The organism is Nocardia callitridis (assembly GCF_039543305.1).
Lineage (GTDB): Bacteria > Actinomycetota > Actinomycetes > Mycobacteriales > Mycobacteriaceae > Nocardia > Nocardia callitridis.
Genome location: NZ_BAABJM010000009.1, coordinates 1 through 22,168 on the forward strand (window position 1 = coordinate 1; position 22,168 = coordinate 22,168).

Genomic DNA, 22,168 nt, shown 5'->3' on the forward strand with positions numbered 1-22,168 from the left:
AGCTCCCACTGCCTGTCCGTCAGAACCCGATACCGATCACCGACCACCGTAGCCACGGCGAACATGATGCCCGCCACAACGACCTACCGCACACAGACCGCAAAACCCATTGGGAGACACGCCCTAGCGCGATCCCGGCCCCGAAAGCGGCGAGAGCGAGTGAGCGAGCATGCGCGGCCGATGAGGCGGGCAAGCGCCGAGCGCGCTGGCGGTCAATCGCGAGCGAGGTGGCAGGCGCGGTCAATGGCAAGTGAGCGAGCCAGGCAATCACGGGTGAGCCCTCGCGAAACGAGGGGCCCTCGACCCAACCTGGCACCCCAACACGACCTGCCCCCAACTCGACCACCTTTCAAGATCACCAGGACACACCACCCGCGCACACCACGCCTCGGACGCAACAGCATTCACCGAAACACCACACCCCGAAGATCACCAGGCACGAACCGCCCTCAACTGGATGCCCCTACGCCCACGAGCGACGCACCCCCAGCGGCAACCGCGACTCGGCTCCCACACCAAAGATCGCAAGATCACCAGGACAGCGACGTGCAATGAGCGGATGCGCGACGCAAGGATGTCCCGATGATCTTCGCCTTCGCTGGAGGCGCGGCCCGCCGCTGACGCCTCGGGCGCGAAGCGCCACCACCCCTGGTGCGCACCGCCCACCCCGAAGCCGAACGACGACGAAAGCGCCCGCCTACCCGCAAACGGCGGCGTGAACTTCCTGGCCACCAGGACAACAGCGGAGAATCGTCGGGTGTGGGGCGCCGTGTGGTCCTGGTGATCGTCGTGCAGGTGGGGTGTGGATGAGTTCGGGGGGTGTGGATAGGTGGGGGTGGTGGGAGGGGTGGGGGCTTTGGGGGTGGCATTGTTGGGGTATGGGGGAAATTGATGAACCGTTTTTGGGGAGTTGTGCGGTGCGGGGAGGGCGGGTTAGTCGGTGGGAGCTGCGTACGGGGTACTGGCGGGTGTATCCGGATGTGTATGTGCGCAAGGGGGTTCAGCTCGATGCGCGGGGGTGCTCGCGGCTTGGAGGTGGGCGAGAGGGGCGGGGGTGCTTGTGGGGTACTCCGCGGCGGCGATGCACGGATGCCGGTGGCTCGAGGGCAAACCGGCTGAGATCATGCTGCCCGGGCATGTCCGGAATCCCGGAAACCTTCGCGTCTATCAGGGCTCGGTCCTCGATGACGTGTGGTCGTCCCATGGAGTGCGCTACACAGGACCGGCGCGCACCGCATTCGACCTCGGCCGCCGCCTCCCGTTCTCCGAAGCTGTCGAGGTTCTCGACGCGCTCGCCAACGCCACTCACCTGAGACCGGATGCCCTCGAGCTGCTGCTCGAGCACCACCCCGGTTACCGCGGCAACGCGAACCTCCGAAAGGTTCTGCCCTACATCGACGGTGGCGCCGAGTCCATCCAGGAAACACGCACGCGGCTACTGCTGCGCCAGGCCGGATTTCCACCTCCGCAAACTCAGATTCCTGTCTACGATCACCATGACGAATTCGTCGCTCGTCTCGACATGGGTTGGCGCCGTTGGAAAGTCGCCGTCGAATACGACGGAGCCCACCACTGGACCGACCCCACCCAACGAACACGAGACATCAACCGCACCGCACACCTCGATGCCCTCGGCTGGACCCTGATCCGAGCCAACTCAACCCTCCTCACCAAAACCCCCCACCTAATCCTCACCCGCACCCACCAAGCCCTCACCACCCACGGCGCCCCCCTAACCAAACCCCCCACCCCACCCCCTGGTGACCGCCCCCCAGAAATTTCATAATCACCAGGACACACTGGCGGAGCGATCCGACAGCCGTCACCCCGACGCCCTGCTCACCGACAAGACCACCGGGCGGCGCGCCTCCGTGAGGCTCTTCTGGGCTCTCGGCCGACATCTACCCCAGAAGGCGAGACCTTCTAGTCACCAGGACATCTCACGGGCGACACACGAACCACGCCACCCCAGTGTCCTGGTGATCGAGGAGACCCGCACCCGAAGGGAACGCGCGACACCCAGGCGACGAGGCTCCGTGGGGTGCGGCCGGCCTCGGCTCCAGTGGGGTCTCGAGTCGAGACTGTCGGTCACCAGGACGTTCCGCGGGCGACAGCAGGACAGCACGACCCCAACGTCCTGGTGATCATGGAGACTCGCGTTTACGGAAGCGCGCGATGCCAAGGGTGCGGCTCTGCGAAGTCCGGCTGGCCCCGAAGCCGACACCTACCCAGGCGGGCCAGAGTCGAAATCTTCTGGTCACCAGGACATCTCACGGGCGGCGCTCGGACCACGCCACCCCAGTGTCCTGGTGATCGAGGAGGCCCGCGCCCGAAGGGAACGCGCGGCACCCAAGGCGACGAGGCTCCGTCGGCCTCGGCCGCAGAAGGGGGCAAGGCGAGAGCTTCTGGTCACCAGGACATCTCACGGGCGACACACGAACCACGCCACCCCAGTGTCCTGGTGATCGAGGAGGCCCGCGCCCGAAGGGAACGCGCGGCACCCAAGGCGACGAGGCTCCGTCGGCCTCGGCCGCAGAAGGGGGCAAGGCGAGAGCTTCTGGTCACCAGGACATCTCACGGGCGACACACGAACCACGCCACCCCAGTGTCCTGGTGATCGAGGAGGCCGCGCCCGAAGGGAACGCGCGGCACCCAAGGCGACGAGGCTCCGTCGGCCTCGGCCGCAGAAGGGGGCAAGGCGAGAGCTTCTGGTCACCAGGACATCTCACGGGCGACACACGGACGGCGCCGCCCTGGTGTCCTGGTGGTCGTGGGGCTCGCGTGCGTGCGAGCACCAGTGGGTGGTCGATGTGTGGGAGGCGGGTCGGGGGCGTGGCGACCTGGAGGTGGTGCTTACGGGTTGTCTGCCCGGGGGCGGGGGGCTTGGATATGTCGTCCGGGTCGGGGGCGTTGGGGGTGGGTCTTGTCGTCGGGGGGCTCGGGGGCGGGGGTTTGGGTCGTTCTGGGGTGTGGGGGTTAGGTGAAGGTGTTGCGGAGTTTGGTCCAGAGGCCTTGGGGTGGGTCTTGGGTGAAGGGGTCTTCTTCTAGGGGGGCTGCCGGGTCTACGGCGGTGCGGTATTGCATGATGTGGTACGGGGTGCCTATCGCTGTGTTCCATTGGGAGACAGCTAGGTTCAGATTCTCCAGGGTGGAGTTCGGCATGATGAAGCCGCCGTAGTTCTGGGGGACCGACTCCTGGGTCACCTCGGTTTTGGCATCCGACCACGGGCCGTAGGGGGCGGGGGCGGTGCGGGTTTCGATGTTCGCGGTGTCGGGGTTGAAGACGGCGAGGACCCAGGTGCCTTGGATTCGGCGCACGGAGGGTTCGCCGAAGCGGCCGGTCAGGGTGGCTGTGGGGGTGCCCGGGGACCATGTGCCGTCGATCCAGGTTTCGTATTTCGCCGGGTCGAGGAGTTGGTTTACCGCTACCCGCTGGAGGTAGAGGCCGTCAGTACGATGGCGGCCGTTCGACGTGCTGAAGCAGTAGGCGTATCCGTCGTGCACCTCCCATGCCTGCATCTGGAGGACATCGGTGTGGTCGGGGTTGTTCCACCAGCGGCGGTCCGGGTCTACCCAGGTTTTGCCGTAGTCGTCGGAGTAATACAGTGCGGCACAATTGGTTTCCCAGGTTTCGTCGGCCCAGTTGTTCACCGAGAACACGCTCATCCACTGTCGTGTGCCGATACGGAACCCGGCATTCGGGATCTGCGTGACCTCGCCGACGTACCACTCCTGATGCTTGTTCGGGATCAGCTCCCGCGCCGAGCGACCACCAACCGCACGCGTGATGTTCACCTCGGCGTCCGGCGCCACGAAGTCCGACTTCACCAGCAACGGACTGCGCCACCACCCCGGCGACCCCGGCGCACCGCCTTGGAAGGTGTCACCGAGCAGATACGCACACTCCCCGTTACCCATCCGCCAACCGACCCCCAGATCGGTACCCCCGATCTGCGCGAGCGGTGGACACGAGGTGCCGACCAGGTTCTTCACGAATGTCGCTGTCATGGATCCCGCTCCCCGTTGAGTTTTTGCGTCGCGGTCCGACGGTGGTACTTCCGCGCACGGAAGCCGTGCCTCCGGTCTACCACCGACACACCCGACGAGTTCCCACCGAGGATGACATGGTGGACCTACTCCTGGTCAACCATGCGCAGTGCCGGACACTAGGTGGTCCGCACTTTACTAACGAAAACCCTTGTACGCCTGACATATTCAGCTGCGAGGGCGCTTCCGTCCATTTCCTGTGCCAGAAATGCCACGGGACACCCGTCACACCCCATCACCGGGATCGAGCGGGCCGGGTCGAGCGGTGCGTGGATCAGGGGCGGACGACGGTCTCGCCGCTACCACCAGCGGAATTGTCACTCGTAGGGTGGGGCATCCGTCAGCTCCGCATGGACGCTGCGAGAACAGGTCCGGGCGAACCGACTCGATGTGGACGAGCCGTGCACGACAACGACAATCGCGGCGCACCGTCACGTTTCCCCGCCGTCATGCTTCCGGAGGATCGCATTCGGCGGGAATCGCCGAATTCCATTGTGCTGACGGTTATCCTGGTGGAGTATGTTCAGCATCGGGAGGCCGCGATGGGACTCATACCGCGTCGACGGAACCGCGTTCCGGCACATCTCGAACGTCGCCAACGGGATGCGCTGCGATTATTGGATACGGGCAGCAACTCCTCGGCCGAACTCGCGCTGACCGAATTGTCGATCGACGCCGAAGACCAGATCGGACCGGAGCACCCGTTCACGATCACCGTGATCGACACCATCGGAACCGCCTGCTACCAGCAGCGGAAATTTCCCACTTCGGCCCGATGGCACCGCGAGGCCTACCACCGCGCTATCGCGGCCCTCGGCCCCGAGCATCCCCTCACCCTGGGGGCCGGGCACAACCTGGGTGCCGCACTCGTGCTCATGCACCAGTGGACCGAGGGAGTCCCTCTCCTTCTGACCGTTCTGGAAGGCAAGAAGAAGGCGCTGGGGAGCGAGCACCCCGACACCCTGGACACCGCCCAGGCGGTCGGAGCCGCTCTGTTCAAGTCCGGCGACGCGCAGAGTGCCCTGTTCATCCTGGATCAGGCATACCAAACGGCCCTGCGTGCTTATGGATCCGACGATCCGACCGTGCTCGACCTGCGGCACAATCTCGATGTGGTGCTCCGCAATGCCCACTGAGCGATTCACCGACCGAACGGCCGAAAGAACCCTTGAACGTACGGTTCATCGAGCCTCGCGACGTCCCCCGCCGGGCCCGCCGCGACGACCCACCCTTCCCGCATCACAACGATTCGATCGGCGACGGCCAGCGCGACGAGCATCTGCACGTTCTGCGTAATGGTCAACACCGCGGGGCCGCTGTCGGCATATTTGCGCAGCGTCCGCCACACCGCCACCCCCGTCTCGGTGTCGAGGGACTCGGTTGGTTCGTCCACGACCAACAGGCTGGGCGCCGAGAGTAGCGCGGCCGCCAACGCCGCACGCTGAATCTGCCCGCCGGAATGCTGATCAGGATTCAGCTCCGACATTTCAACCGGATACCTCGCCGCCTCGCACGCCCGCTCGACACTCCACCGCCCGAACCGCTGCGCCCGCTCCCGCAACTGACCCCCCACCCCCTTCCCCGCCGCGAACGCCTCGATCCCCGCCTGCGGCAAGTATCCGATCCTGCCGTCCTCCCACAGCGCCCGCGCCGACCCCCCGACCCGAACTTCCCCAGAACTCGCCGCCGTCCCAGGCAAATGCCCGGTCAACGCCCGCGCCACCATCGACTTCCCACACCCGGATTCACCGAGCAGCGCGGTGATCTGCCGGTCAGGAACCTGGAGATCGATTGAGCGAAGGACAGTTTCGGACCATCGGCCCGTGTCGATGCGCACGGTGAAGTCGATCAACTCAGCGGTCATCTACCAGCCACTCCCCAAAAGTTCACCGCTACCCACAGTTCCGTGAGTTGGGACTGAGGATTGTTCCAGCGCCCCGCACCATCAGCCCACTCCCTTCGTGGGCAGCACGCGATCCGCGAAGCCAAGCACGGAAACCGGCCCCGGTCTCTCACGGTTCCGACACCGTCGTGAAGCTAACCCTCAACTCGTCCACAACAACCTCGAGTAAGATTCTGACTCGCCCGATCGAAAAAGTAACCTCTGAAAGCTTGCCAGCTATCCGACCACCCCCCTCAACCATATCTATCCGCTGCCCGATTTAGGAGCCAAAATCCCCACCGACCTCGGCAACGTCCTGCAACCCAAGCTGTTGATTCTCGGAAAGCAGTGCCACATCCACGGTGTCTGCGATATCGGATACTGAGATTACGTGTCGCGCATTGAGCTCATAGAGCTTGTAGGCAAGGTAGTCAGCGTCCGAGTCGTCTCCGCGGCCCCCGAGATTCTCTAGCACAGCGAGAACACCATCCACGCCACCGAATCGTGCCAGCGCCTCAGCTGCGTCAACCTCAACAGTTACGTTGTCATCGTCCAGCATCTCAACAAGCCTATCTTTAGCACGCAAATCTTCAATATTCTGCGACAAAACCACAACTGCGGATAAGCGAACTCCGGTGTTCTCATCGCGGGACGACGTGAGTGCATGTAGCAGATCTGATTCCAGATCGGAACTCATCAGGGGATCTCCTCCGGCAGAGCTGGTCGTGTAGTACTTGGATCCGTTTGAGTAAACACCCTCCCTGTTGCAGGGTCAGTGTGCCTCGTTATATCTACAACATGAGGCGTAGGTATATCCCTGCCCGCACCTTTGTCGTAGTGAGATTTTCCGGACAGATCTACCCGCTTAGTGGCGATTCCATCCGCATCATAGTAACTATACCTCGTAATATTACCCTGCGGGTCACGCTTCACTAGATAACCATTCCTTGGGCCATTTTCAGTTGGAAGGTTTCTCCGGGTCCAGGTGGTGGCATTGTCTAGTTCATTCTTCAGAGAATTCTTAGGAACCCGCTTGATCTTAGAACCTAAATTCTTCCCAAGGTCGATGATCCGTTGCAGCTTATCGCGGATCGTTTGGGTCGCCTTCTTCACCGCGACCTTTCTGATGAGGGCGACCGCTTCGACGATGTCTTTGATTCTGGTGGCGTACTTCCGGACCTTTTCGGCGATCTTGCCCGCGCGGAAGGCGGCGACGGCGGCGGCGCCGAAACCGGCGGAGAACGCGCCTGCGACAACGGAGAAGAGGAGGGTTACGGCGACTTCCTGGGCGATGTCTTCGGCCAGTTGGGTGAGCAGGTCTTTCAGGCGGGTGCGTAGGTCGTCGATGGCGGCCTTCTGCTCGCGGCAGGATTGGGCCAGGTCGGTGAAGGTGGTGATGACGTCTTCGGCGGCGGTCTTCATCTCGCGGAGGTCTTCGTCGATGAAGGATGCTTCGGGTGCGGTGACGGTTTCGAAGCTCCGCGCGACACCTTCGATTTTCGCTGGAAGTCCCGCGATACCACCGCTTTTCGCCAAAGCGTCCCAGATGTCGGCGGTAGCGAGGAGTTTGTCGGGGTCGCCGTCGGGGATCGGGATGCCCACCATGCTGGCCAGTTCGAAGCCGTCGTCGACCAGGCCGCCGCCCGGCCCGCCCGCCGATCCGGGGGGTCGCGGACAGGATCCCCAGGCGGGGGCCAGCGGTTTCGGTTCCACCGGTGCGGGACGGCTACTGCGCTTCTCGTGGTCGGCGACCGCGTAGTTGTATCCGGCCTGTTGCAGCACACCGGCATAGTTATCGACCGCCTGCACCAGGGAACCGGCCAGGTGATAGGCGTCCACCGCGATGACGTCGTAGGAGCTCGACCAGTCCTTGCACGCCCCGTGCCGTGCCACCCATCTCTGTGATGTCCGCCAGGTTCGTCATGTAGGTGCTGAAGTCGTGGTGGAAATCGACGGCGTAGGTGTGCAGGTTCGACCCGGACAACGCGTAGATCAGCGGATCGACATTGAACTGAGTCACGCGGACTCCTACCCTCGGCCGAGCATCCGAAGGTTCGCCTGGGCCGCCGAACTGTACCGGTCGTGTGCGGCGATGGCGGCCTGTTTCATCGCGGCGATCCCCTCGGCCACCTCGGTCGCACCGGTCATCCATTGCCGAAACGCGTCGCTTTGCGCGTCGGCTGCCGCGCCGTTCCAGTTCTGTTGCACGGCATCGATCCGCTGTTGCAGGCCCGACAGACTGTCGGACAGGAATCCCACGAAGCCGTCGACTCGCGTGGTGATCTGCTCCAGTTCCGCCAGATTTACCCGAAACGCTTGGGAGTCGGTCATTTCCACCCCTTGTTACGGCAGATCGAGCGAACTCGTCGTCTGCGCCCGTGTTCGGTCTTGGTCTTCGACCGCCTTACTCGCCACCCCGAGTAGCTCAGCCATCGCCGTCAGCGAGCCCAGCACCTCCGCGGCACCATGGCGAGCCTCGTCCCATCCCAGCCGGTAGGCGTCGGCCGATCCGCCCGTCCATGATTCGAGCAGCGTGGTGATATCGGTGTCCAACGACCGCAGACCATCGACCAGCGAATCAGCGGTCATCTGCACGAATTTTCCCGCGTCGGTCACCTCGGCGGGAACCATCGCGAAGTCTCCCGCAGTACCTCCAGGATTCGGCATACTCCCCCCTTCGATCGGTGCTCGCGAGTCTAATGCGGTGTTCGAGTGCGTGTGCGCGTTGGTGCACCCTATATACGCTCGGTGGTGGACTCCGATCACCATGCCACCCCGCGCGACGCACGAGCGCTCGACGCTTTTCAGCTCTCTCGAATCCAGCCACGGTGCCGCCGAATCGACGCTGAGTACGGCTCACCGCTACATATCCGTACTCACCCAGCGGGGACCACTCGGTAATGAGTTCTCTGCGTGAGGTATTCGAGCTCGGCGCGACCAGGGGCGACGGGAAGGTCGGGGGTTGCCGCGTTGACATCGAATAGGTCGACTGCCGCCGCGCGGGCCGCACCATCGAGAGCTTCGCAGGCGACGACAATGCGCGCGAATACAGGTCATCGACGGTGAATTGCTCGACCTCGCACACGGAGCTTTTTCATCCTCGTGCGGATTGACCTCGCGGTCCCGCAAAACGTGGATCGCCTTGGCCGGGGTGCCGGTCTTGTGCGGACGGATCTTGCTGCGAGCGAGTGGGTTCGACACATGACTCCGATGTGGCGAGCTGCTGGTCTGCCGGTGTAGCGGTCGGGAGTCTGCGACGGCCCAGGGACAGCTCTGTGGCCAAATCCTCGTAGGCGAGGGATATTTCGGCGAGGCGTTCCCAGGCGAACCAGAGGTCCCATTCGTCGTCTGCGGCCAGAGCCGCGTGGGCGGTGGCGGTGTAGTTGGCGATGCGGTCGATTACTGTGCCGAGGGTTTCGGAGTGTAGGTAGGCGCCGCCTGGTGGGCGGGGGAGGTTGGTGGCTGTCCAGCGGTCGATCGTGCGGATGTAGTCGGCGCGGGCGATGAGTCGTTGGCGGCATGCGGTGACTGTCGAATCATGCTGTATAGCAGTCGCATTCGGATACTCGCTCGACGCTCTCCGGCATCTGGAACGTTCTTCGCCGGCGGCGGTCGCCGCTGCCACGGACAGGGTGGTTTCCCACACCGCGTCGCACAGCGCTTCGCTGGTGGTGGCGGCTGCCTCGCACGGCAGTGCCGCTCGCGTGGCCTGGTGCAGCACGGTGAGAGCACGGGCGGCGAGTAGGAGGGGGTGGGCGGTGGTGGTTTCGCCTCGGCAGGCGCGCAGGAGGTCGGATCGGGTGGGGAGGCTCGGTGTCATCGGCAATTTTTCCTGGTAGTGCGGGCTCGGACCGCGGCGAGGAGTACCGCCCCGGAAGGGCGGAAGGTGTCGCGGGGTGGGATCACCCAGGCGCGGCGGGGGGTTCGTGCGTCCGAGGGTGAGGGCAGTGCGATGTCGGCGCCGAAGGGTGCGACGCAGATATCGAGGCGCATCAGTTCGGCGAACAGGTGGATGTCGGTGGGTAGGTCGGGGCGGCAGAGGAAAGTCCAACGGCGCGAACGGATGTGGGCGATCACCGGGCCGAGGGCGGCGCCGCGAAAGCGCATATCGTCGCGGACGAATTGGCCGAATCGGTCGGGCATGGTGATCGCGCCGACAACGCCCGCCTTGAGGATGATGCGGTCCGCGGTCGGGTCGACGCAGGCGGGTAGACCGCAGGTGCGGCGGTAGAACGCGCATTGCGAAACGGACGTATTTGCAAAAGCTGGGTACTCCATTCGAACCTCGACTTATCGTGAACGGTCGCTGGGTGCGCCCGGTGTAGACCTGAAGCCATTGTCGCCATTAAGCTTTCAGGCAGTCGAAGAACATGGCCGGTGCGCTCGCCAAGTACAGCACCGGAATTGCGCGGCGGGGACGTTCAGAAGTGTGGAACCAGGGGTGATTTCGCAAGGTTCCAAGGATTCCCGTCAAGAGGTTCCAGTTTGCAACCCACATACTCGAAACCCACGAAAGGGAACTCCCGTGACCCCCACCGGTTCCACCCTCCCCCGCCGCATGCTCGGCCGCCAGTTGCGCCGCCTGCGCGAAACCTCCGGAGTGAGCGCCGAAACCGCCCGCGACGCCATCGGTGTTGGGAAACAGACACTTTGGCGGATGGAGACAGGGCAGCCCGGGCGGCTCAATCCGTTGTTCATCGAGACGTTGTGCAGGGTGTATCGGGCCAGCGAGGAGGAGACGGAAGCGCTCCTCGGGCTGGTCGAGGAGACGAAGCGAACCGGGTGGTGGCACGCGTACGGGGACACCTCGCCTACGGATTTCAACCTGTTTCTTGGTCTGGAAGAGGCTGCCAAAAGGCTGGTATCCTACCAAACCACCCTCCTGCCAGTTCTTTTACAAACAGAGGCTTACCGCAGAGCACTCACCTGGGTCGACTTCCCCAGCTTACCCACGGAAGACGTCGAGCGACGCATCGAACTGTTCAGTCACCGGAAGGCGAGGTTGAAGGGCGCGACGAACCCATTGACAATGGAAGCAATCGTGGATGAATCAGTGATTCGTCGGACGATCGGCGGCCCGGCGGTCATGACTGATCAGCTCGAACACCTTGCGAGAGCCGGTGAGCAACAAAATATTTCGATACGTGTCGTGCCGCTCAGTGCGGATGCCTACTGCGGCCTGCGTGTCGGCCCATTCGTCATGCTCGAGTTTCCAAAGCATCCGACAGCACATCTCACGGAGCCACCAGTCATATACGTGCAGGGGTATACGGGCGACCTGTACCTTGAAAAGGCCGATGAAGTACGGCAGTACAAGCAGGCGTACGCCGACCTTCAACGGCGGTCACTGGACGAGACTCGCAGCCGAGCACTCATCCGCAAGGTCGCGAAGGAGCACGCCGCGTGAACGCTAACACTCCAAAAACCCTGTGGTTCAAGAGCAGCTACAGCAGCTCGGACAGGGACTGTGTCGAAGTCGCCTTCCTCGAGCAAGGCGCCGTCGGCGTCAGGGACTCGAAGAACCCCACCGGGCCAGCACTTGTCTTCGACTCGCGCGGCTGGGACACCTTTACGACCAACGTCGTACGCGGGCGGTTCTGCGAGTAGAACCTTCGGCAGGTTCATGTGGGCACGTTGCGCGGCCGGGCTTCCAGCCACACAGCGTGCCCAACGAGGAAGCTAGCCTCCGCTCGAGCAACCGCGACACGACCCACGGCAGAGACCTGCAACTGCTCGGCCTTCGACTCGCTTGCACGTCAGGAGCTCCGGCGGTAGCGTCAGTTCGAGCTGACTAGGGGGCGGAGAAGCCGGTCCAGCCCCGGTGCAATCAGGCAATGTACCGGCGTGCGAAGGTCTCGATGACGAGCAGGTCGAACTCCTTGCGGTTAGTGGTGCTAGCACTTGGCGCCGCTCTCACCTTGTCAGGGTGCGGATCATCCACTGATGGCGACCCGAAAGCCGAAGGTAGCGGGGATAATTCGGCCAGCCAAGAAGTTGCCGCCGACGTACCCACTGGTTACAACGCGTGCACCGACGTGCCCCAGTCCGTTATCGACTCTGAGAAGTGGCGCGGCGGCTCGATACCTGATGATTCGTACGCCTCTGGTGGAATTAAATGGAGGGGCTGTCAATGGGTAAAGGGAAACGGGTACTCAATAAGCATACGGACTACGAACATCACTGTTGACATGGTGCGCGAAAAGAACTTCCCGAATGCCCAGGAACTCACCCTGGGCACCAGGAAAGCGATTACTACACGGCAGATAGAAAATGTTCAATCAAATTGTGTGGTCAACGTGGAGATGAATGGTGGAAGTCTCGAGCTTGCCCTCGACAATCCGCCTGCGTCACGTGAGACCGGAAGCCTTGATGCTTGCGATCTCGTGAATGACGTTGCAGAGAAGGTCACTCCGTCGATCCCTGCCGCCGCGTGACTCATCGGCATCGTTCTTGAGCCCATGGGAGGGGACATAAGATATGAGCGAAGATAGTCAGCCTCGACCAATGGGCTCGCTGCTAAATTCAGCGCGCGATGGTCAGTTCGCAATCGAGATGAAGCCAGAAGATTTCATCTATTTAGATCGCGACTGCGAGCATTTCAAGGACCTAATTGTGCGAATCCAGGGCCTCGCAAGCGAGGTCTCACGACAGGGCACGTGGGGTTTGGGGGAAGACAACAAAAAAATGGTATCTGGGGGAACTTTGGTGAGTCGCTTCAAGACCAAAGCAGCGGGAGCCGGTGACGGCAACGACGTCAACGCGATCATGGCACAGCACTTCAAGATCGTTGAAGACATTCAAGAAGCTCACCGCCTAGTGCGAGAGCGCATCATGCAGAACGACAGCGACTGGGCAGCTGACTTCAATCAAAAGAACGAGACTCTCCCCGATCGCCCTCCGGTCGGACCGAAGGCTGGCCCGTACCTCCTCCCTGGCGGGAGCACGAGGTGAGCGGCTACGAACCACCGAGAATCCCTGGTGGCGGCGAGAATTCGAAGAGTTGGGATCACCACACGATCAAGAATTCCTTCGAACCGCTGAACCCGACGGACGCGCACGCGCAGGCGGACCAGTACTGGAAGATGCATCAACTGTGGGACGAGGGCGTCGAGACCTTCGCTCGCTCCATCCAGGCATCAATCGCCCAAGCCTGGTCCGGCCCAGCCGCCGAGGCCTCCAAAAAGTCCATCGCCGACTACACAACCGACGCCAAGAACCTGTCGCCAGCACTGGCTGAGCTGCACACTGGCGTTCGTGACGCGGCGAATGCGATCACCAATACCAAGAGTGCGATCCCCGGCGCGGTCGACACCTCATGGCCGACCGCAGGCTTCTCGCTTGGCATACACAACGCAGCCAAAAATGAGGCGAGTGAGGCGGAAGAGACCGCGCGGACGGCGATGACTGAGCATTACGTCACGCCGTTCGGTCAGGTCGACGGCAAGATCCCCGTGCTCCCAACACCTTTGCAACCCACCGACAAGCCTGACACTCCGGCGCCACCGGTCCCAGGCGGCACTCCCGGTGACAGCACCACGGGCCCAGGCGGACCGAGCACCCCCGGTGAAACCCCGGAAACCCCCACCGCTCCGGGCGACACAGACGGCGACGGCCAGCCCGACACTCCGCAGGAGCAGTCGACGCAGCAGGCCAGCGCGACAACCCCGAGCGCGACACCCACGTTGCCCACCGATCCGAGCGCCACAACTCCCGGCACCAACACACCCGGTGCGCCGAATACCGTTGCCGCGAGCACCACTTCGCCGAATATTCCGGGCGGCACCAAGCTGGGGTCGCCAGGTGGGCTCACACCGGGCTCACCGGGAGCACCGCAGCCGGGCAAGAGTCTTCCCGGTGTGCCGACGGCGCCTGGCACGCAGGGTAATCCAGCGGCGGCCGCCGCAGCCGCTCGTGGTGCGGCAGGGCCGGGGATGATGGGGCCCGGTATGGGGCCGGGCAAGGGGAAGTCGGAGGAGAACGAGCACAAGGCTCCCGAGTACCTGGTCACGCAGGAGAACACCGATGAATTGATCGGTGAGATTCCGAAGACGGTGCCCGGCGGTGTGATCGGCGGCGAACCACCCGCCTGATCGCACTCCCCCAGCACACCGGCCCGGCCCGCACCGGGCCGGTCGAGTTCGAGGCGTCCGAGCCGAAGCGGGCGCGAGCAGCCTGAGCGACGTCGGCGACGTGGCATGCGCAGATTGGATCGTAATGTCTGAATGGAAGTGGGACGCCGAGGATTTCGCGGCGTTGTGGTACGGCCCCGCGCACGACCGCTTTCCTCGACCGCTCCGCTTTACCAGTCGTTTCCCTTTGCGCGACCAGGCCGCCGCACACGCACGCGCCGTACGCGACCGCTACAGCCCCGACGAGATGGAGGAGATCCAACTCGCGTTGCACACCCTCGGCGCCTCCGATCTGCGGATCGAAATCTTCGGGGGCACAAGCAAACACAAGAACAGCACCGGTCAGCAAGACTTGCGCGAGTACCGCATCGTCGGCGCACGCACGCCCTATCGCGCCGTGACCCTGATGCAGCCGGGCACCGACCATGAGCACGGTCCGATCCGTCTGCGCATGATCCGCACCGAGGACCTGCCCGCACACCTCGTGAAGTCCATTCCCGCCTGCCAGCCCGGCTCCGAGAAGCCGCAAACCTTCCACCCCGACGAATTGCGGCCCCGCGGCGACAGCTACTTCGAAGACAATTCCCGCAACACCCCGCGCGAACGCTACGCCCGCCTCCTGCACCGCCCCCTCGACGGCCGAGGCTGCGCCCTCCTCTACGCCGCCCCGCTGCACTCCCGTCCGAAACCGTGGAATGTCCTGGAATGGCACGACATCACCGACGACGGCCGCTACACCGAACTCCGGGGCGAACACATCACTGTCCGCCCCACCGTCGCCGCCGAACTCTCCGGTCAGTTCGCGAACTGGCTCGAGCGCGCGAACAAGCGCCTCGCGGAAGCTCGGGACGACGCCTGGTGATCGCGACCAATCCCGGTTGGACAACAGCATAATTGGCATTGATGACACAGGGGGATCCATGAGGCGCAGCCTCACTTTTTGGCGCGCTGCCGCGCTCGGGCTGGGCACCGTCATGACATTGGCGGCGTGCGGATCATCTATCCCCGGCCGATCTCTGCCGATGCAAGCCGGGACGGAAGGCTCCGGCATGGCAGCCGAGGCGCCCGCAGGATTCAAACCATGTGACGACCTCCCCCAATCGTTCATTGACTCCGCACGATTGAAGGGGAAGATACTTAGCAATTCGAGCGCCTCAGGTGGCATTGAATGGCGCGGTTGCCAATGGACGACGTCGGATATTGACGTATTGGCCATTCATTCCACGAATATCACCCTCGATATGGTGCGGTGGAAGAAGTTTGCGTACACCCGAGACCTCGTGATCGACGGTCGACAGGCAGTGGTCACTCGACAACTCGAAGACACTCCGGACGAATGCCTCGTCAACGTGGAGTTGAAGGGTGGGAGCCTGGAGATCGTGTTCGACGGCTTCAGCTCCTCACGCGGACCCGCAGCTCTCGATTCTTGTGACTTGGCCGTCGACCTCGCGCAGCAGCTGGCGCCGTCACTTCCCGCAATGGCATAACACGCTGCATCGCTGCTGGCACAGCTGTGCCCGACCACTGACGACGGAGCAGACTCCTGCCAAACGATTCAGCCGGGCTCGTACCCGTCGTGGCAGATCAAGGAATCCTCGGTGCCGATGTCGCCGTCACCGCCGAGTGTGACGACTGGTTGGCAGTGCCGCCGCACATGAAACAGTCGCCGATGCTGCCGATCTGGGGCCAGCAGCAAGCCGAGATGATCATCCTTGCTGGTCAACGGAACTGCGGCGATCGCTGTTCAGCTATGTCGAACGCCAACTCTATGTTGCCGACACAGAGATGTTGTAACGTCAGTTGTGCAAAGGCGCATACCGCTCGGGCACTGCCGCTAGGTGCGTCCACTCCGCGAGTGAGCGGAATCTTGCAGCGCCCGAGGATATTTGGCTGGCCGCAGTGAATCAGTCGCTAGACGAGGAGTATGAAATCTTGACTCAGCAGCAGACCCACATACCCGCGACGAATTCGGCGACGCGGCGAGCCAAGTCATTCGGCGAGCACTCCAGACAACGCCAACTCTTCGCGTTGATCGTCGCGCCGATCATCTTCGGCGCACTCGCCGGACCGACGCTGAAATGGTCGGTGGTGGCGTGGTGGACAGTGCAGGTCATCGGTGTACTCGGCGCGATCCTCGCGGGGCACGAGCACCGATACGGGTGGTCGGCCGCCGCACGCGGGGCCGTTGCCGGGCTGATCGCCGCGGGCGTCGTGGTCGGAATCCACGCCGTCATGACCGGTGCCGACGTGAAGAGCTTCGACGCCGTGCCCTATCTGCTCCAAGCAGCCGCCGCATCCGCCGTGCTGCACCTGATCGGCGCCGCGCCCGGCAGGCTTCGTCGACGTATCGAGGAAAGGTAATCCCATGCGGGAATGGAATGGTTCGGTCGCCTTCATTACCGGAGGCGGTCAAGGGATCGGCCTGGGGATCGCGCGTGCGCTGAGCAAACGTGGCGTGCGGCTCGCCTTGGCCGACATCGACGCCGACGCATTGAAGCGCGCAGGCGAGGAACTCTCGCACGTCACCGAGACGCAGACGGTGCCGCTGGATGTCCGTGACCGCGACGCGTTCGCCGCTGCTGCCGATTCGGTCGAATCAGCCCTCGGCCCAGTCGATTTGCTGTTCAACAACGCGGGTATCGCACCGTCGGCGCCGGTATCGCAGTGGACCTACGAGAAGTGGGATGTCGCGCTCGGCGTCAACCTCAACGGTGTGATCAATGGTTTGCAGACATTTCTGCCACGCATGATCGAACGCGGCACGGGCGGCTATGTCGTCAATACCGGTTCGGGCGCGGGCCTGATCCCCAACCGGAGCGTGCTGTATACGACAGCGAAGTTCGCCGTGGTCGGGCTCTCGGAGTCGCTGCGGCTGGAGCTGAGTGAGCACGGCATCGACGTGAGCGTGCTGTGCCCTGGCCCCGTGAACACCGAAATCCTCAGCAACACCGGTTCGGTCGAAGCAAGTCTTTCCGTGCTCCGCGGCACGGAAGCCAGCAGAAACAGCGTGAGTTACCTGAAGAACGGCACCAGCATCGACGACGTCGGCGAGATGGTGATCGCGGGCATGCAGGCACGGGCGATGTGGATTCATACCGACGATTTCGTGCGGGACGTGCTGCGCACCAGAGTGGAAGCCCTCTTCGACTCTTTCCCCACTCCGGCGGGCGCGGAAAACGCCTGAGCGGTCGATGCCGAGGGCGGCTCACCCGTCGCGGTCGCCTTCGGTATCCCAGACATTGCGCAGATTCCTGTCGAACTCGGCGGCGACCATGCGCAATGCCTCGTCGAAATCGACACTCTCCCGGTCGACGAGCGCCTGGAGATGGATCCCGAACAGCGTTCCCGTGAACGCCACCGCGAACGCGCGCTCGCGTTTCGTGGCGATCTCGGGATCAACGGCGGCGGGACGCTGTGCGCGCAGCCAGAGTTCGAGGCGGCGACGGCGTTCGGCGAAGAGCTCGCGGTATTGGTCGTGCACGGGACCGGTGCTGGCCATGGCCTCGGTCAGCGCCATGAACACCAGTGTCGTATTGCCGGTCCGCACCCAGTTGGCGTAATCCTCGGCCAGTTCGGTGAGTGTCGGTGAGGTCGGGTAGGACTCCGGCGCCATCGTCCGGTCCAGTGCACGGTCGACCACAGCGATGAAAAGTCCGTGCTTGTTCTTGAAATGCCACGGGATAGAGCCACGACTGATCCCCGACAGTTTGGCGATATCGACGAACGACGTGCGGTCGAACCCGCGCTCGGCGAACAGCGACTCCGCCGCGTCGAGAATGCGTCGACGACTCTCGTCCCCGATCTCATCGATTCGTCGCCGCTCGTGTGTGCTCACAGGGTCATTCTGCCGCCCAAGAGCCTGCGCACACGAAAACGCACATCCCGCCACGATTTGTCGGCAGGAAGGGACAAACACCGGGAGCCGACAGCTCGACCTGGCTCGCAGCACCTGCCACACCGAGGGTGTTCGAATCAGCCACTGCGCCAAGGGAATAGATCGTGTCGCGGATCTCGGTCGGTCAGGCAGAATCAGCCGAAGATCTGATCCAGACGCTCGATTGTCAGCCTCCACAGTCGGACCACGCGGCTGCTCGGCGTTTCCCGCTCGGACCGCGACGACCACATCGTCGGTAAGAAATCCGAAGGTTCGGCGTCGCAGTGCGAGGAGGGCCTCAACGCGGGATCTCGCGCTGCGAGGCGTTGCGGACACCCTCCTCGGCATCTGATCCCGTCCGTGAAGCGTATTGCCGCGGTGACGATCTCGTCGCACAACCAACCACCCGCCTCGCGAGCCTGCGCGTGCGAGATGGATTTTGGGCCTCCCATCAGGACTTTGACCTAACAACTCAAAACTTACACGCGTTAGCTCTTGCGCTACGCGGGCTTACATGCGTAGGGTTACACCTGTTAGCTCAACAGCTCGGAGAACGGAAAGCTCATGACGAACAGCACTTCGGCTCAGCTTCTCTCGCTCCCGCCGCTGGCTCCCACGACATCGCACACCGTGAATCACACCCACAACTTGGAGGCTTCCGCCATGACCACCGCACTGCTCACCCGCCCCACCATCGCCACCCCGACCACCGTCGATACCGCCACGGTTACTCCCGCCACCGAGGCCACACCGGCCCCCGCCGTCACCAGCGACGGTGACGTCGACTACCGCGCCACCTACATCAGCTTCGGCCTCGCCTACCTCTTCGGCCACGGCTCCGCCGCCCTCGCCGGCGGCGACACCCCCCTCGTCGCCATGCCCGGCTGGATGCCCATGGCCCTACTCGGCATCGGCATGGCCATCGGCACCGTCAACGCCACCCGCGCCGCCCTGCGAGCCCAACGCGGCGCCAGCGACAACGACGTCCGCAGCGCAAAACTCCTCGGCATGTCCTGGGTCGTCGGCTTCACCGCCCTGTTCCTCGCCATCACCGGCCTCTCCGCCAGCATCGGCGCCCCCGAACTGCAAACCATGCTCTGGCCCGCCGGATCCGGCCTCATCGTCGGCCTCATCTACCTCAGCGAAGGCGCCACCCGCCGCAACACCCTGCACTACACCTTCGGCGCCTACCTCGCCCTCGTCTCCACCACCGCCCTCTTCTTCGGCACCACCGGCCTGTTCTGGATCCTCACCATCGCCGGAGGCGGCGGCTACGCCATCGCCACCCTCCTCGAATTCCGCCGCCAAGCCAACCGCCACACCCACCACTGACCCAAACCAAGACCAAACCACCACTGACACAAGGAGACTCCGATGATCTACCACACCAACCGCATGAGCCTGAAGAGCAATGTCACCCAGGAACAGCTCGACGAAGCGATGCGCCGGTTCCGTGAGCAGGGCGCGATGCCCATGGTGAAGTCCTTTTTCCTCGGACGCGAACACGGCACCGAATTCGACTGGGCCGCAGTCTTCGTCCTCGAAGACCTCGACGCCTATTGGGAATACCTCACCCACCCCAGCCACGCGAAGTCCCAGGAATACGGTGTCCCCCTGATGGAGAAGTTCGAGGCCTTCGACATCTCCGACGACCCCGACACCGAACTCACCAGCAAAATCGCCGACCTGCAACGCCGCAACTACGAAGCCGACCCCCACCTGGTCACCCTGATGTCGGGCCTGGCCTCCCACACCGGCAGCAGCGCACTCTCGCACACCGAGTGAATCGACACGATCGCCGACGCGAATGGGCACCTTCCCCACCGGGGACGGTGCCCATTCGCGTCGCCGCGAACACGACCACGCCGCGTAAACCGCTGCGCGAGTCCGTCAGTAACCTCGGCTACTCGACGTGCGGGAACACTTCGCGCGCAGTCGCCCGTCCGTCACCGAGTCGACAACCGGACGCACCACAACAACTCGGCACCAGACGAAGCCACTTCGCGGTGTACCGCCACGCGAACTCCCGCTCGTTGCTACGGCCAGTGAGAATCCGACCCCACTGGGTGCCGGGTCAGGTAGTCGATGGTGTTGCCGGTCGAATTCGTCGACCAAGCCCGCGCGGCAGGTAGGTAGGTTCGGCTGCTAGACGTGCGGTAAGACCTCGCGCACCAACCGCCGCATCTGCGCCGCCGAGTCGAACAGTGGATTGACCAGGATCAGTTCGGCTCCGGCCGCCGCTACCTCGCGCAGGCCCGCCACGCAGGTTTCCGCCGAACCGCAGACCGCGACGGGCAGCAGGGACTTGCCGAATTCGCCGTACTGGTAGATCAGCGCGTCGGCCATGCGTTCGCGGGCGCGCTCCACGTTGTCGTCCACCGCGATGTACACGCGCTTGGCAATGGTGAAAGATTCGGGGGCCCTGCCACTTTCGGCAAGTGCGGCGTGAATCACCGGAACCTCTTCGGCGAAGCGCGCCGTGGTCGCGGAACCCGCGCCGAAGAATCCGTCACCGTGCCGCACCGCCCGACGCAGTGCCGCAGCCTTGTGGCCACCGAACCACAGTGGCGGATACGGCTTCTGGAAGGGTTTCGGTTCCATCGTGGCGCCCTCGAGCTGCCAGAAGGTGCCGTTGTGGTCGATCACCGGTTGCGTCCACAACGCCTTCATCAGCGCCAGTCCCTCGTTGAAACGGGTGACGAGGTTGTCGGCGGGATCGACATCGAAGGCCGACAGCGTGGAATTGCGGCCGCCGAGACCGATTCCGACCTCCAGGCGTCCCCTGCTCAGCTGGTCGAGGGTGCTGAGGCGTTTGGCGAGGTGGACCGGGTTGTGCCGGGGCGTCACGAGCACCGAGCAGCCGAGCCGCAATGCTTCGTTAGTGGCGGCAGCGAAGGCCAAGGTTTCGAGCGGACTCAAACTCGACGCCGACCCGAGCACCTGCTCGGTCATCCACGCGCTCTCGAATCCGAATTCCTCGGCCTGATCCAGGTACGCACGCAGCTCGCGCGGCTGAAACGTGCCGTCGGCGGCGTGCTGTGGGATCGACGTCGCATAGCGCATGCGTTCGACAGTAATCCAGAACATCCCGTACCCGTCGACGCTTCGTCTCACGCCATGTCCGCACTCGCCGACGCACGACGGTCGAGCCGATGGCCCCAGCCGCGCGTGGGGTGGCGCCGAGGGACGGCTCGGCGGCACAGTCCGACGGGGTAGCTGAATCGACGCCGGGAATCGATTCCGTGAGGCGAGTTGGTGATTCTCTTGCGCGCCACGGTGGGCGGCGGTAGCGTCAAGACAGTGTTGTAGGGGGCGGGAAAGCCGGTCCGTCCCCTGCGAAGAGGGTAAATCCGGCGTTTCGAGGGGGTCGATGATCAACGAGTCGACGTTCCATCCGAGAGTCGCTGACACGTTGCCCGCACTCTCGCAGCGGGCGTTCTGATCGGCATCCCCCGGCGCTACTCGGATCTTTCCCTGCTCGGCGCCCGACCGGGAGCACAGGCACTCGGTCGACGACAGCACCCAGAACCACCCGACGCCCGCGCGCCTAAACCCCTCCTACGGTGCGCGGCGCGGCACCCGCCAGGACGTCGTGTTCTGTCGATCGGCAGAGCATGACGTCCGGCGGGTGCGTGTGGGCTCACGGAGAAACGAGAAGAGGCCGTAGCCGACAATGCGGTAGTCGCTGAGAAGCAGTCGGCACAGGCCGATTCGGGCTGATACCAGGGCTGTTGGTAGTTGGTGGCGCGGAAGTCAGGATGTCGCAGGCTGATCGGCGGTCGTCGCGCCGGAGGCGATATCCGGGGCCAGTGGGGAGATAGCGGTGAGAATGTCGGCGATGATGTCGCCGGGCACGCCCGCCTCCTTCAACGCATCACCGAGATGTCCTGCCACCAAACCGAAATGGTGCATGGTGATGCCGCGACCCTGATGGACCTGCTTCATCGGCGCACCGGTATAGGGCTCTGGACCGCCCAGCGCCGCGGCGAAGAATTCGACCTGCTTGCCTTTCAACCTGTTCATATTCGTGCCGCTGAAGAAGCCGGCCAATTCGTCATCGGCCAACACCCGGACATAGAAGTCCTCGACCACCACCTCCAGCGCCTCGTGACCGCCGATCTTGTCGTAGATCGGCGTGCTGTCCGCGGGGGGTGCGGTCTCTGTCTTGCTCTTCCCGAGCCAGGAGGGCTTTCGCATGCGACAAGCACACCACCTGTGGGTTGCGTCACCATTAGG

At 63.7% G+C, this 22,168-nt stretch carries 26 protein-coding genes; 13 read left to right on the plus strand and 13 right to left on the minus strand.

Translation table 11 applies throughout. The annotated features are described in order from the left end of the window. The first annotated feature begins 1,054 nt into the window (after positions 1 to 1,054). A complete protein-coding gene (locus ABEA50_RS29180) occupies positions 1,055 to 1,786 on the plus strand; it encodes an endonuclease domain-containing protein (protein WP_345499583.1) in 732 nt (243 codons plus the stop codon). A gap of 1,190 nt (positions 1,787 to 2,976) precedes the next feature. Here ABEA50_RS29180 and ABEA50_RS29185 read toward each other — a convergent pair. Then, positions 2,977 to 4,008, minus strand: a complete 1,032-nt coding sequence (locus ABEA50_RS29185) for a DUF4185 domain-containing protein (protein ID WP_345499584.1) — start codon at positions 4,006 to 4,008, stop codon at positions 2,977 to 2,979. A 581-nt stretch (positions 4,009 to 4,589) separates the two neighbouring features. On the opposite strand from ABEA50_RS29185, the gene ABEA50_RS29190 reads away from it, so the two are divergent. After that, positions 4,590 to 5,183, plus strand: coding sequence for a tetratricopeptide repeat-containing protein (locus tag ABEA50_RS29190; RefSeq protein WP_345499585.1), 594 nt, complete (start codon positions 4,590 to 4,592; stop codon positions 5,181 to 5,183). A 5-nt stretch (positions 5,184 to 5,188) separates the two neighbouring features. Here the strand turns inward: ABEA50_RS29190 and ABEA50_RS29195 are convergent, their stop codons facing one another. From ABEA50_RS29195 to ABEA50_RS29230, 8 genes are all read right to left on the minus strand, one after another. After that, complete coding sequence (locus ABEA50_RS29195; RefSeq protein ID WP_345499587.1) at positions 5,189 to 5,911, minus strand: ATP-binding cassette domain-containing protein; 723 nt, start codon at positions 5,909 to 5,911, stop codon at positions 5,189 to 5,191. Between the two features lie 298 nt (positions 5,912 to 6,209). Beyond that, a complete protein-coding gene (locus ABEA50_RS29200; protein WP_345499588.1) occupies positions 6,210 to 6,626 on the minus strand; it encodes a HEAT repeat domain-containing protein in 417 nt (138 codons plus the stop codon). Next, positions 6,626 to 7,768: a polymorphic toxin type 24 domain-containing protein gene (locus ABEA50_RS29205; protein ID WP_345499589.1), complete on the minus strand. Its 1,143-nt coding sequence runs from the start codon at positions 7,766 to 7,768 to the stop codon at positions 6,626 to 6,628. Before ABEA50_RS29205 ends, ABEA50_RS29200 begins: the two co-directional genes overlap by 1 nt. After that, positions 7,722 to 7,949 (minus strand): hypothetical protein, encoded by a 228-nt coding sequence (locus tag ABEA50_RS29210; RefSeq protein ID WP_345499590.1) that lies wholly within the window; start codon positions 7,947 to 7,949, stop codon positions 7,722 to 7,724. Before ABEA50_RS29210 ends, ABEA50_RS29205 begins: the two co-directional genes overlap by 47 nt. 8 nt (positions 7,950 to 7,957) lie before the next feature. Beyond that, positions 7,958 to 8,260, minus strand: a complete 303-nt coding sequence (locus ABEA50_RS29215; RefSeq protein WP_345499591.1) for a WXG100 family type VII secretion target — start codon at positions 8,258 to 8,260, stop codon at positions 7,958 to 7,960. Positions 8,261 to 8,272: 12 nt separating this feature from the next. Continuing rightward, on the minus strand, positions 8,273 to 8,596 hold the full coding sequence (locus tag ABEA50_RS29220) for a WXG100 family type VII secretion target (RefSeq protein WP_345499592.1): 324 nt from the start codon (positions 8,594 to 8,596) through the stop codon (positions 8,273 to 8,275). Between the two features lie 427 nt (positions 8,597 to 9,023). Beyond that, entirely contained in the window at positions 9,024 to 9,749 is a 726-nt protein-coding gene (locus ABEA50_RS29225) for a DUF4254 domain-containing protein (RefSeq protein ID WP_345499593.1), read from the minus strand. Next, the gene (locus ABEA50_RS29230; protein ID WP_345499594.1) at positions 9,746 to 10,207 is read right to left on the minus strand and encodes a DNA-directed RNA polymerase subunit beta; all 462 of its coding nucleotides are present in this window, start codon (positions 10,205 to 10,207) and stop codon (positions 9,746 to 9,748) included. The genes ABEA50_RS29225 and ABEA50_RS29230 overlap by 4 nt, the downstream gene beginning before the upstream one ends. Positions 10,208 to 10,454: 247 nt before the next feature. On the opposite strand from ABEA50_RS29230, the gene ABEA50_RS29235 reads away from it, so the two are divergent. The 7 genes from ABEA50_RS29235 (at position 10,455) to ABEA50_RS29265 (ending at position 15,545) form a co-directional block, all read left to right on the plus strand. Then, positions 10,455 to 11,336, plus strand: a complete 882-nt coding sequence (locus tag ABEA50_RS29235; protein WP_345499596.1) for a helix-turn-helix domain-containing protein — start codon at positions 10,455 to 10,457, stop codon at positions 11,334 to 11,336. Beyond that, the gene (locus ABEA50_RS29240; RefSeq protein ID WP_345499597.1) at positions 11,333 to 11,536 is read left to right on the plus strand and encodes a DUF397 domain-containing protein; all 204 of its coding nucleotides are present in this window, start codon (positions 11,333 to 11,335) and stop codon (positions 11,534 to 11,536) included. The genes ABEA50_RS29235 and ABEA50_RS29240 overlap by 4 nt, the downstream gene beginning before the upstream one ends. A 251-nt stretch (positions 11,537 to 11,787) precedes the next feature. Further along, positions 11,788 to 12,363: a DUF3558 domain-containing protein gene (locus ABEA50_RS29245; RefSeq protein ID WP_345499598.1), complete on the plus strand. Its 576-nt coding sequence runs from the start codon at positions 11,788 to 11,790 to the stop codon at positions 12,361 to 12,363. A 43-nt stretch (positions 12,364 to 12,406) separates the two neighbouring features. Further along, positions 12,407 to 12,880 carry a hypothetical protein gene (locus ABEA50_RS29250; RefSeq protein ID WP_345499600.1) on the plus strand — a complete coding sequence of 158 codons (474 nt, stop codon included), beginning with the start codon at positions 12,407 to 12,409 and terminating at the stop codon, positions 12,878 to 12,880. After that, positions 12,877 to 14,019 carry a WXG100 family type VII secretion target gene (locus tag ABEA50_RS29255; protein WP_345499601.1) on the plus strand — a complete coding sequence of 381 codons (1,143 nt, stop codon included), beginning with the start codon at positions 12,877 to 12,879 and terminating at the stop codon, positions 14,017 to 14,019. Before ABEA50_RS29250 ends, ABEA50_RS29255 begins: the two co-directional genes overlap by 4 nt. A gap of 124 nt (positions 14,020 to 14,143) precedes the next feature. After that, positions 14,144 to 14,920 (plus strand): ESX secretion-associated protein EspG, encoded by a 777-nt coding sequence (locus ABEA50_RS29260; RefSeq protein WP_345499602.1) that lies wholly within the window; start codon positions 14,144 to 14,146, stop codon positions 14,918 to 14,920. Between the two features lie 58 nt (positions 14,921 to 14,978). Beyond that, on the plus strand, positions 14,979 to 15,545 hold the full coding sequence (locus tag ABEA50_RS29265) for a DUF3558 domain-containing protein (RefSeq protein ID WP_345499603.1): 567 nt from the start codon (positions 14,979 to 14,981) through the stop codon (positions 15,543 to 15,545). A gap of 68 nt (positions 15,546 to 15,613) precedes the next feature. On the opposite strand, the gene ABEA50_RS29270 is transcribed toward ABEA50_RS29265, so the two are convergent. Further along, on the minus strand, positions 15,614 to 15,781 hold the full coding sequence (locus tag ABEA50_RS29270) for a hypothetical protein (protein ID WP_345499604.1): 168 nt from the start codon (positions 15,779 to 15,781) through the stop codon (positions 15,614 to 15,616). Positions 15,782 to 15,990: 209 nt separating this feature from the next. On the opposite strand from ABEA50_RS29270, the gene ABEA50_RS29275 reads away from it, so the two are divergent. Both ABEA50_RS29275 and ABEA50_RS29280 read left to right on the plus strand, forming a co-directional pair. Further along, complete coding sequence (locus ABEA50_RS29275; RefSeq protein ID WP_345499605.1) at positions 15,991 to 16,419, plus strand: hypothetical protein; 429 nt, start codon at positions 15,991 to 15,993, stop codon at positions 16,417 to 16,419. Positions 16,420 to 16,423: 4 nt separating this feature from the next. Continuing rightward, positions 16,424 to 17,242 carry an SDR family oxidoreductase gene (locus ABEA50_RS29280; protein WP_345499607.1) on the plus strand — a complete coding sequence of 273 codons (819 nt, stop codon included), beginning with the start codon at positions 16,424 to 16,426 and terminating at the stop codon, positions 17,240 to 17,242. Between the two features lie 21 nt (positions 17,243 to 17,263). Here ABEA50_RS29280 and ABEA50_RS29285 read toward each other — a convergent pair whose 3' ends face one another. Further along, the gene (locus tag ABEA50_RS29285) at positions 17,264 to 17,893 is read right to left on the minus strand and encodes a TetR/AcrR family transcriptional regulator (protein WP_345499608.1); all 630 of its coding nucleotides are present in this window, start codon (positions 17,891 to 17,893) and stop codon (positions 17,264 to 17,266) included. Positions 17,894 to 18,595: 702 nt separating this feature from the next. Between ABEA50_RS29285 and ABEA50_RS29290 the strand changes: the two genes are divergently transcribed. Together ABEA50_RS29290 and ABEA50_RS29295 are read left to right on the plus strand one after the other, a co-directional pair. Next, positions 18,596 to 19,264, plus strand: a complete 669-nt coding sequence (locus ABEA50_RS29290; RefSeq protein WP_345499609.1) for an ABC transporter permease — start codon at positions 18,596 to 18,598, stop codon at positions 19,262 to 19,264. 42 nt (positions 19,265 to 19,306) lie between these two features. Further along, positions 19,307 to 19,717, plus strand: a complete 411-nt coding sequence (locus ABEA50_RS29295; protein ID WP_345499610.1) for a Dabb family protein — start codon at positions 19,307 to 19,309, stop codon at positions 19,715 to 19,717. A gap of 360 nt (positions 19,718 to 20,077) precedes the next feature. Here the strand turns inward: ABEA50_RS29295 and ABEA50_RS29300 are convergent, their stop codons facing one another. Further along, entirely contained in the window at positions 20,078 to 20,995 is a 918-nt protein-coding gene (locus tag ABEA50_RS29300; protein WP_345499611.1) for an LLM class flavin-dependent oxidoreductase, read from the minus strand. Between the two features lie 690 nt (positions 20,996 to 21,685). Next, positions 21,686 to 22,129: a group I truncated hemoglobin gene (locus ABEA50_RS29305; protein WP_345499612.1), complete on the minus strand. Its 444-nt coding sequence runs from the start codon at positions 22,127 to 22,129 to the stop codon at positions 21,686 to 21,688. Positions 22,130 to 22,168 lie beyond the last annotated feature (39 nt).

Excerpts from the sequence above, each read along its gene's own strand:
- ABEA50_RS29200 (WP_345499588.1), bottom strand. The coding sequence starts at position 6,626 with ATGAGTTCCGATCTGGAATCAGATCTGCTACATGCACTCACGTCGTCC.
- ABEA50_RS29250 (WP_345499600.1), top strand. The coding sequence starts at position 12,407 with ATGAGCGAAGATAGTCAGCCTCGACCAATGGGCTCGCTGCTAAATTCA.
- ABEA50_RS29295 (WP_345499610.1), top strand. The coding sequence starts at position 19,307 with ATGATCTACCACACCAACCGCATGAGCCTGAAGAGCAATGTCACCCAG.
- ABEA50_RS29280 (WP_345499607.1), top strand. The coding sequence starts at position 16,424 with ATGCGGGAATGGAATGGTTCGGTCGCCTTCATTACCGGAGGCGGTCAA.
- ABEA50_RS29185 (WP_345499584.1), bottom strand. The coding sequence starts at position 4,008 with ATGACAGCGACATTCGTGAAGAACCTGGTCGGCACCTCGTGTCCACCG.
- ABEA50_RS29300 (WP_345499611.1), bottom strand. The coding sequence starts at position 20,995 with ATGCGCTATGCGACGTCGATCCCACAGCACGCCGCCGACGGCACGTTT.
- ABEA50_RS29245 (WP_345499598.1), top strand. The coding sequence starts at position 11,788 with ATGACGAGCAGGTCGAACTCCTTGCGGTTAGTGGTGCTAGCACTTGGC.
- ABEA50_RS29305 (WP_345499612.1), bottom strand. The coding sequence starts at position 22,129 with ATGCGAAAGCCCTCCTGGCTCGGGAAGAGCAAGACAGAGACCGCACCC.
- ABEA50_RS29230 (WP_345499594.1), bottom strand. The coding sequence starts at position 10,207 with ATGGAGTACCCAGCTTTTGCAAATACGTCCGTTTCGCAATGCGCGTTC.
- ABEA50_RS29215 (WP_345499591.1), bottom strand. The coding sequence starts at position 8,260 with ATGACCGACTCCCAAGCGTTTCGGGTAAATCTGGCGGAACTGGAGCAG.
- ABEA50_RS29260 (WP_345499602.1), top strand. The coding sequence starts at position 14,144 with ATGTCTGAATGGAAGTGGGACGCCGAGGATTTCGCGGCGTTGTGGTAC.
- ABEA50_RS29225 (WP_345499593.1), bottom strand. The coding sequence starts at position 9,749 with ATGACACCGAGCCTCCCCACCCGATCCGACCTCCTGCGCGCCTGCCGA.
- ABEA50_RS29195 (WP_345499587.1), bottom strand. The coding sequence starts at position 5,911 with ATGACCGCTGAGTTGATCGACTTCACCGTGCGCATCGACACGGGCCGA.
- ABEA50_RS29220 (WP_345499592.1), bottom strand. The coding sequence starts at position 8,596 with ATGCCGAATCCTGGAGGTACTGCGGGAGACTTCGCGATGGTTCCCGCC.
- ABEA50_RS29290 (WP_345499609.1), top strand. The coding sequence starts at position 18,596 with ATGACCACCGCACTGCTCACCCGCCCCACCATCGCCACCCCGACCACC.
- ABEA50_RS29265 (WP_345499603.1), top strand. The coding sequence starts at position 14,979 with ATGAGGCGCAGCCTCACTTTTTGGCGCGCTGCCGCGCTCGGGCTGGGC.
- ABEA50_RS29190 (WP_345499585.1), top strand. The coding sequence starts at position 4,590 with ATGGGACTCATACCGCGTCGACGGAACCGCGTTCCGGCACATCTCGAA.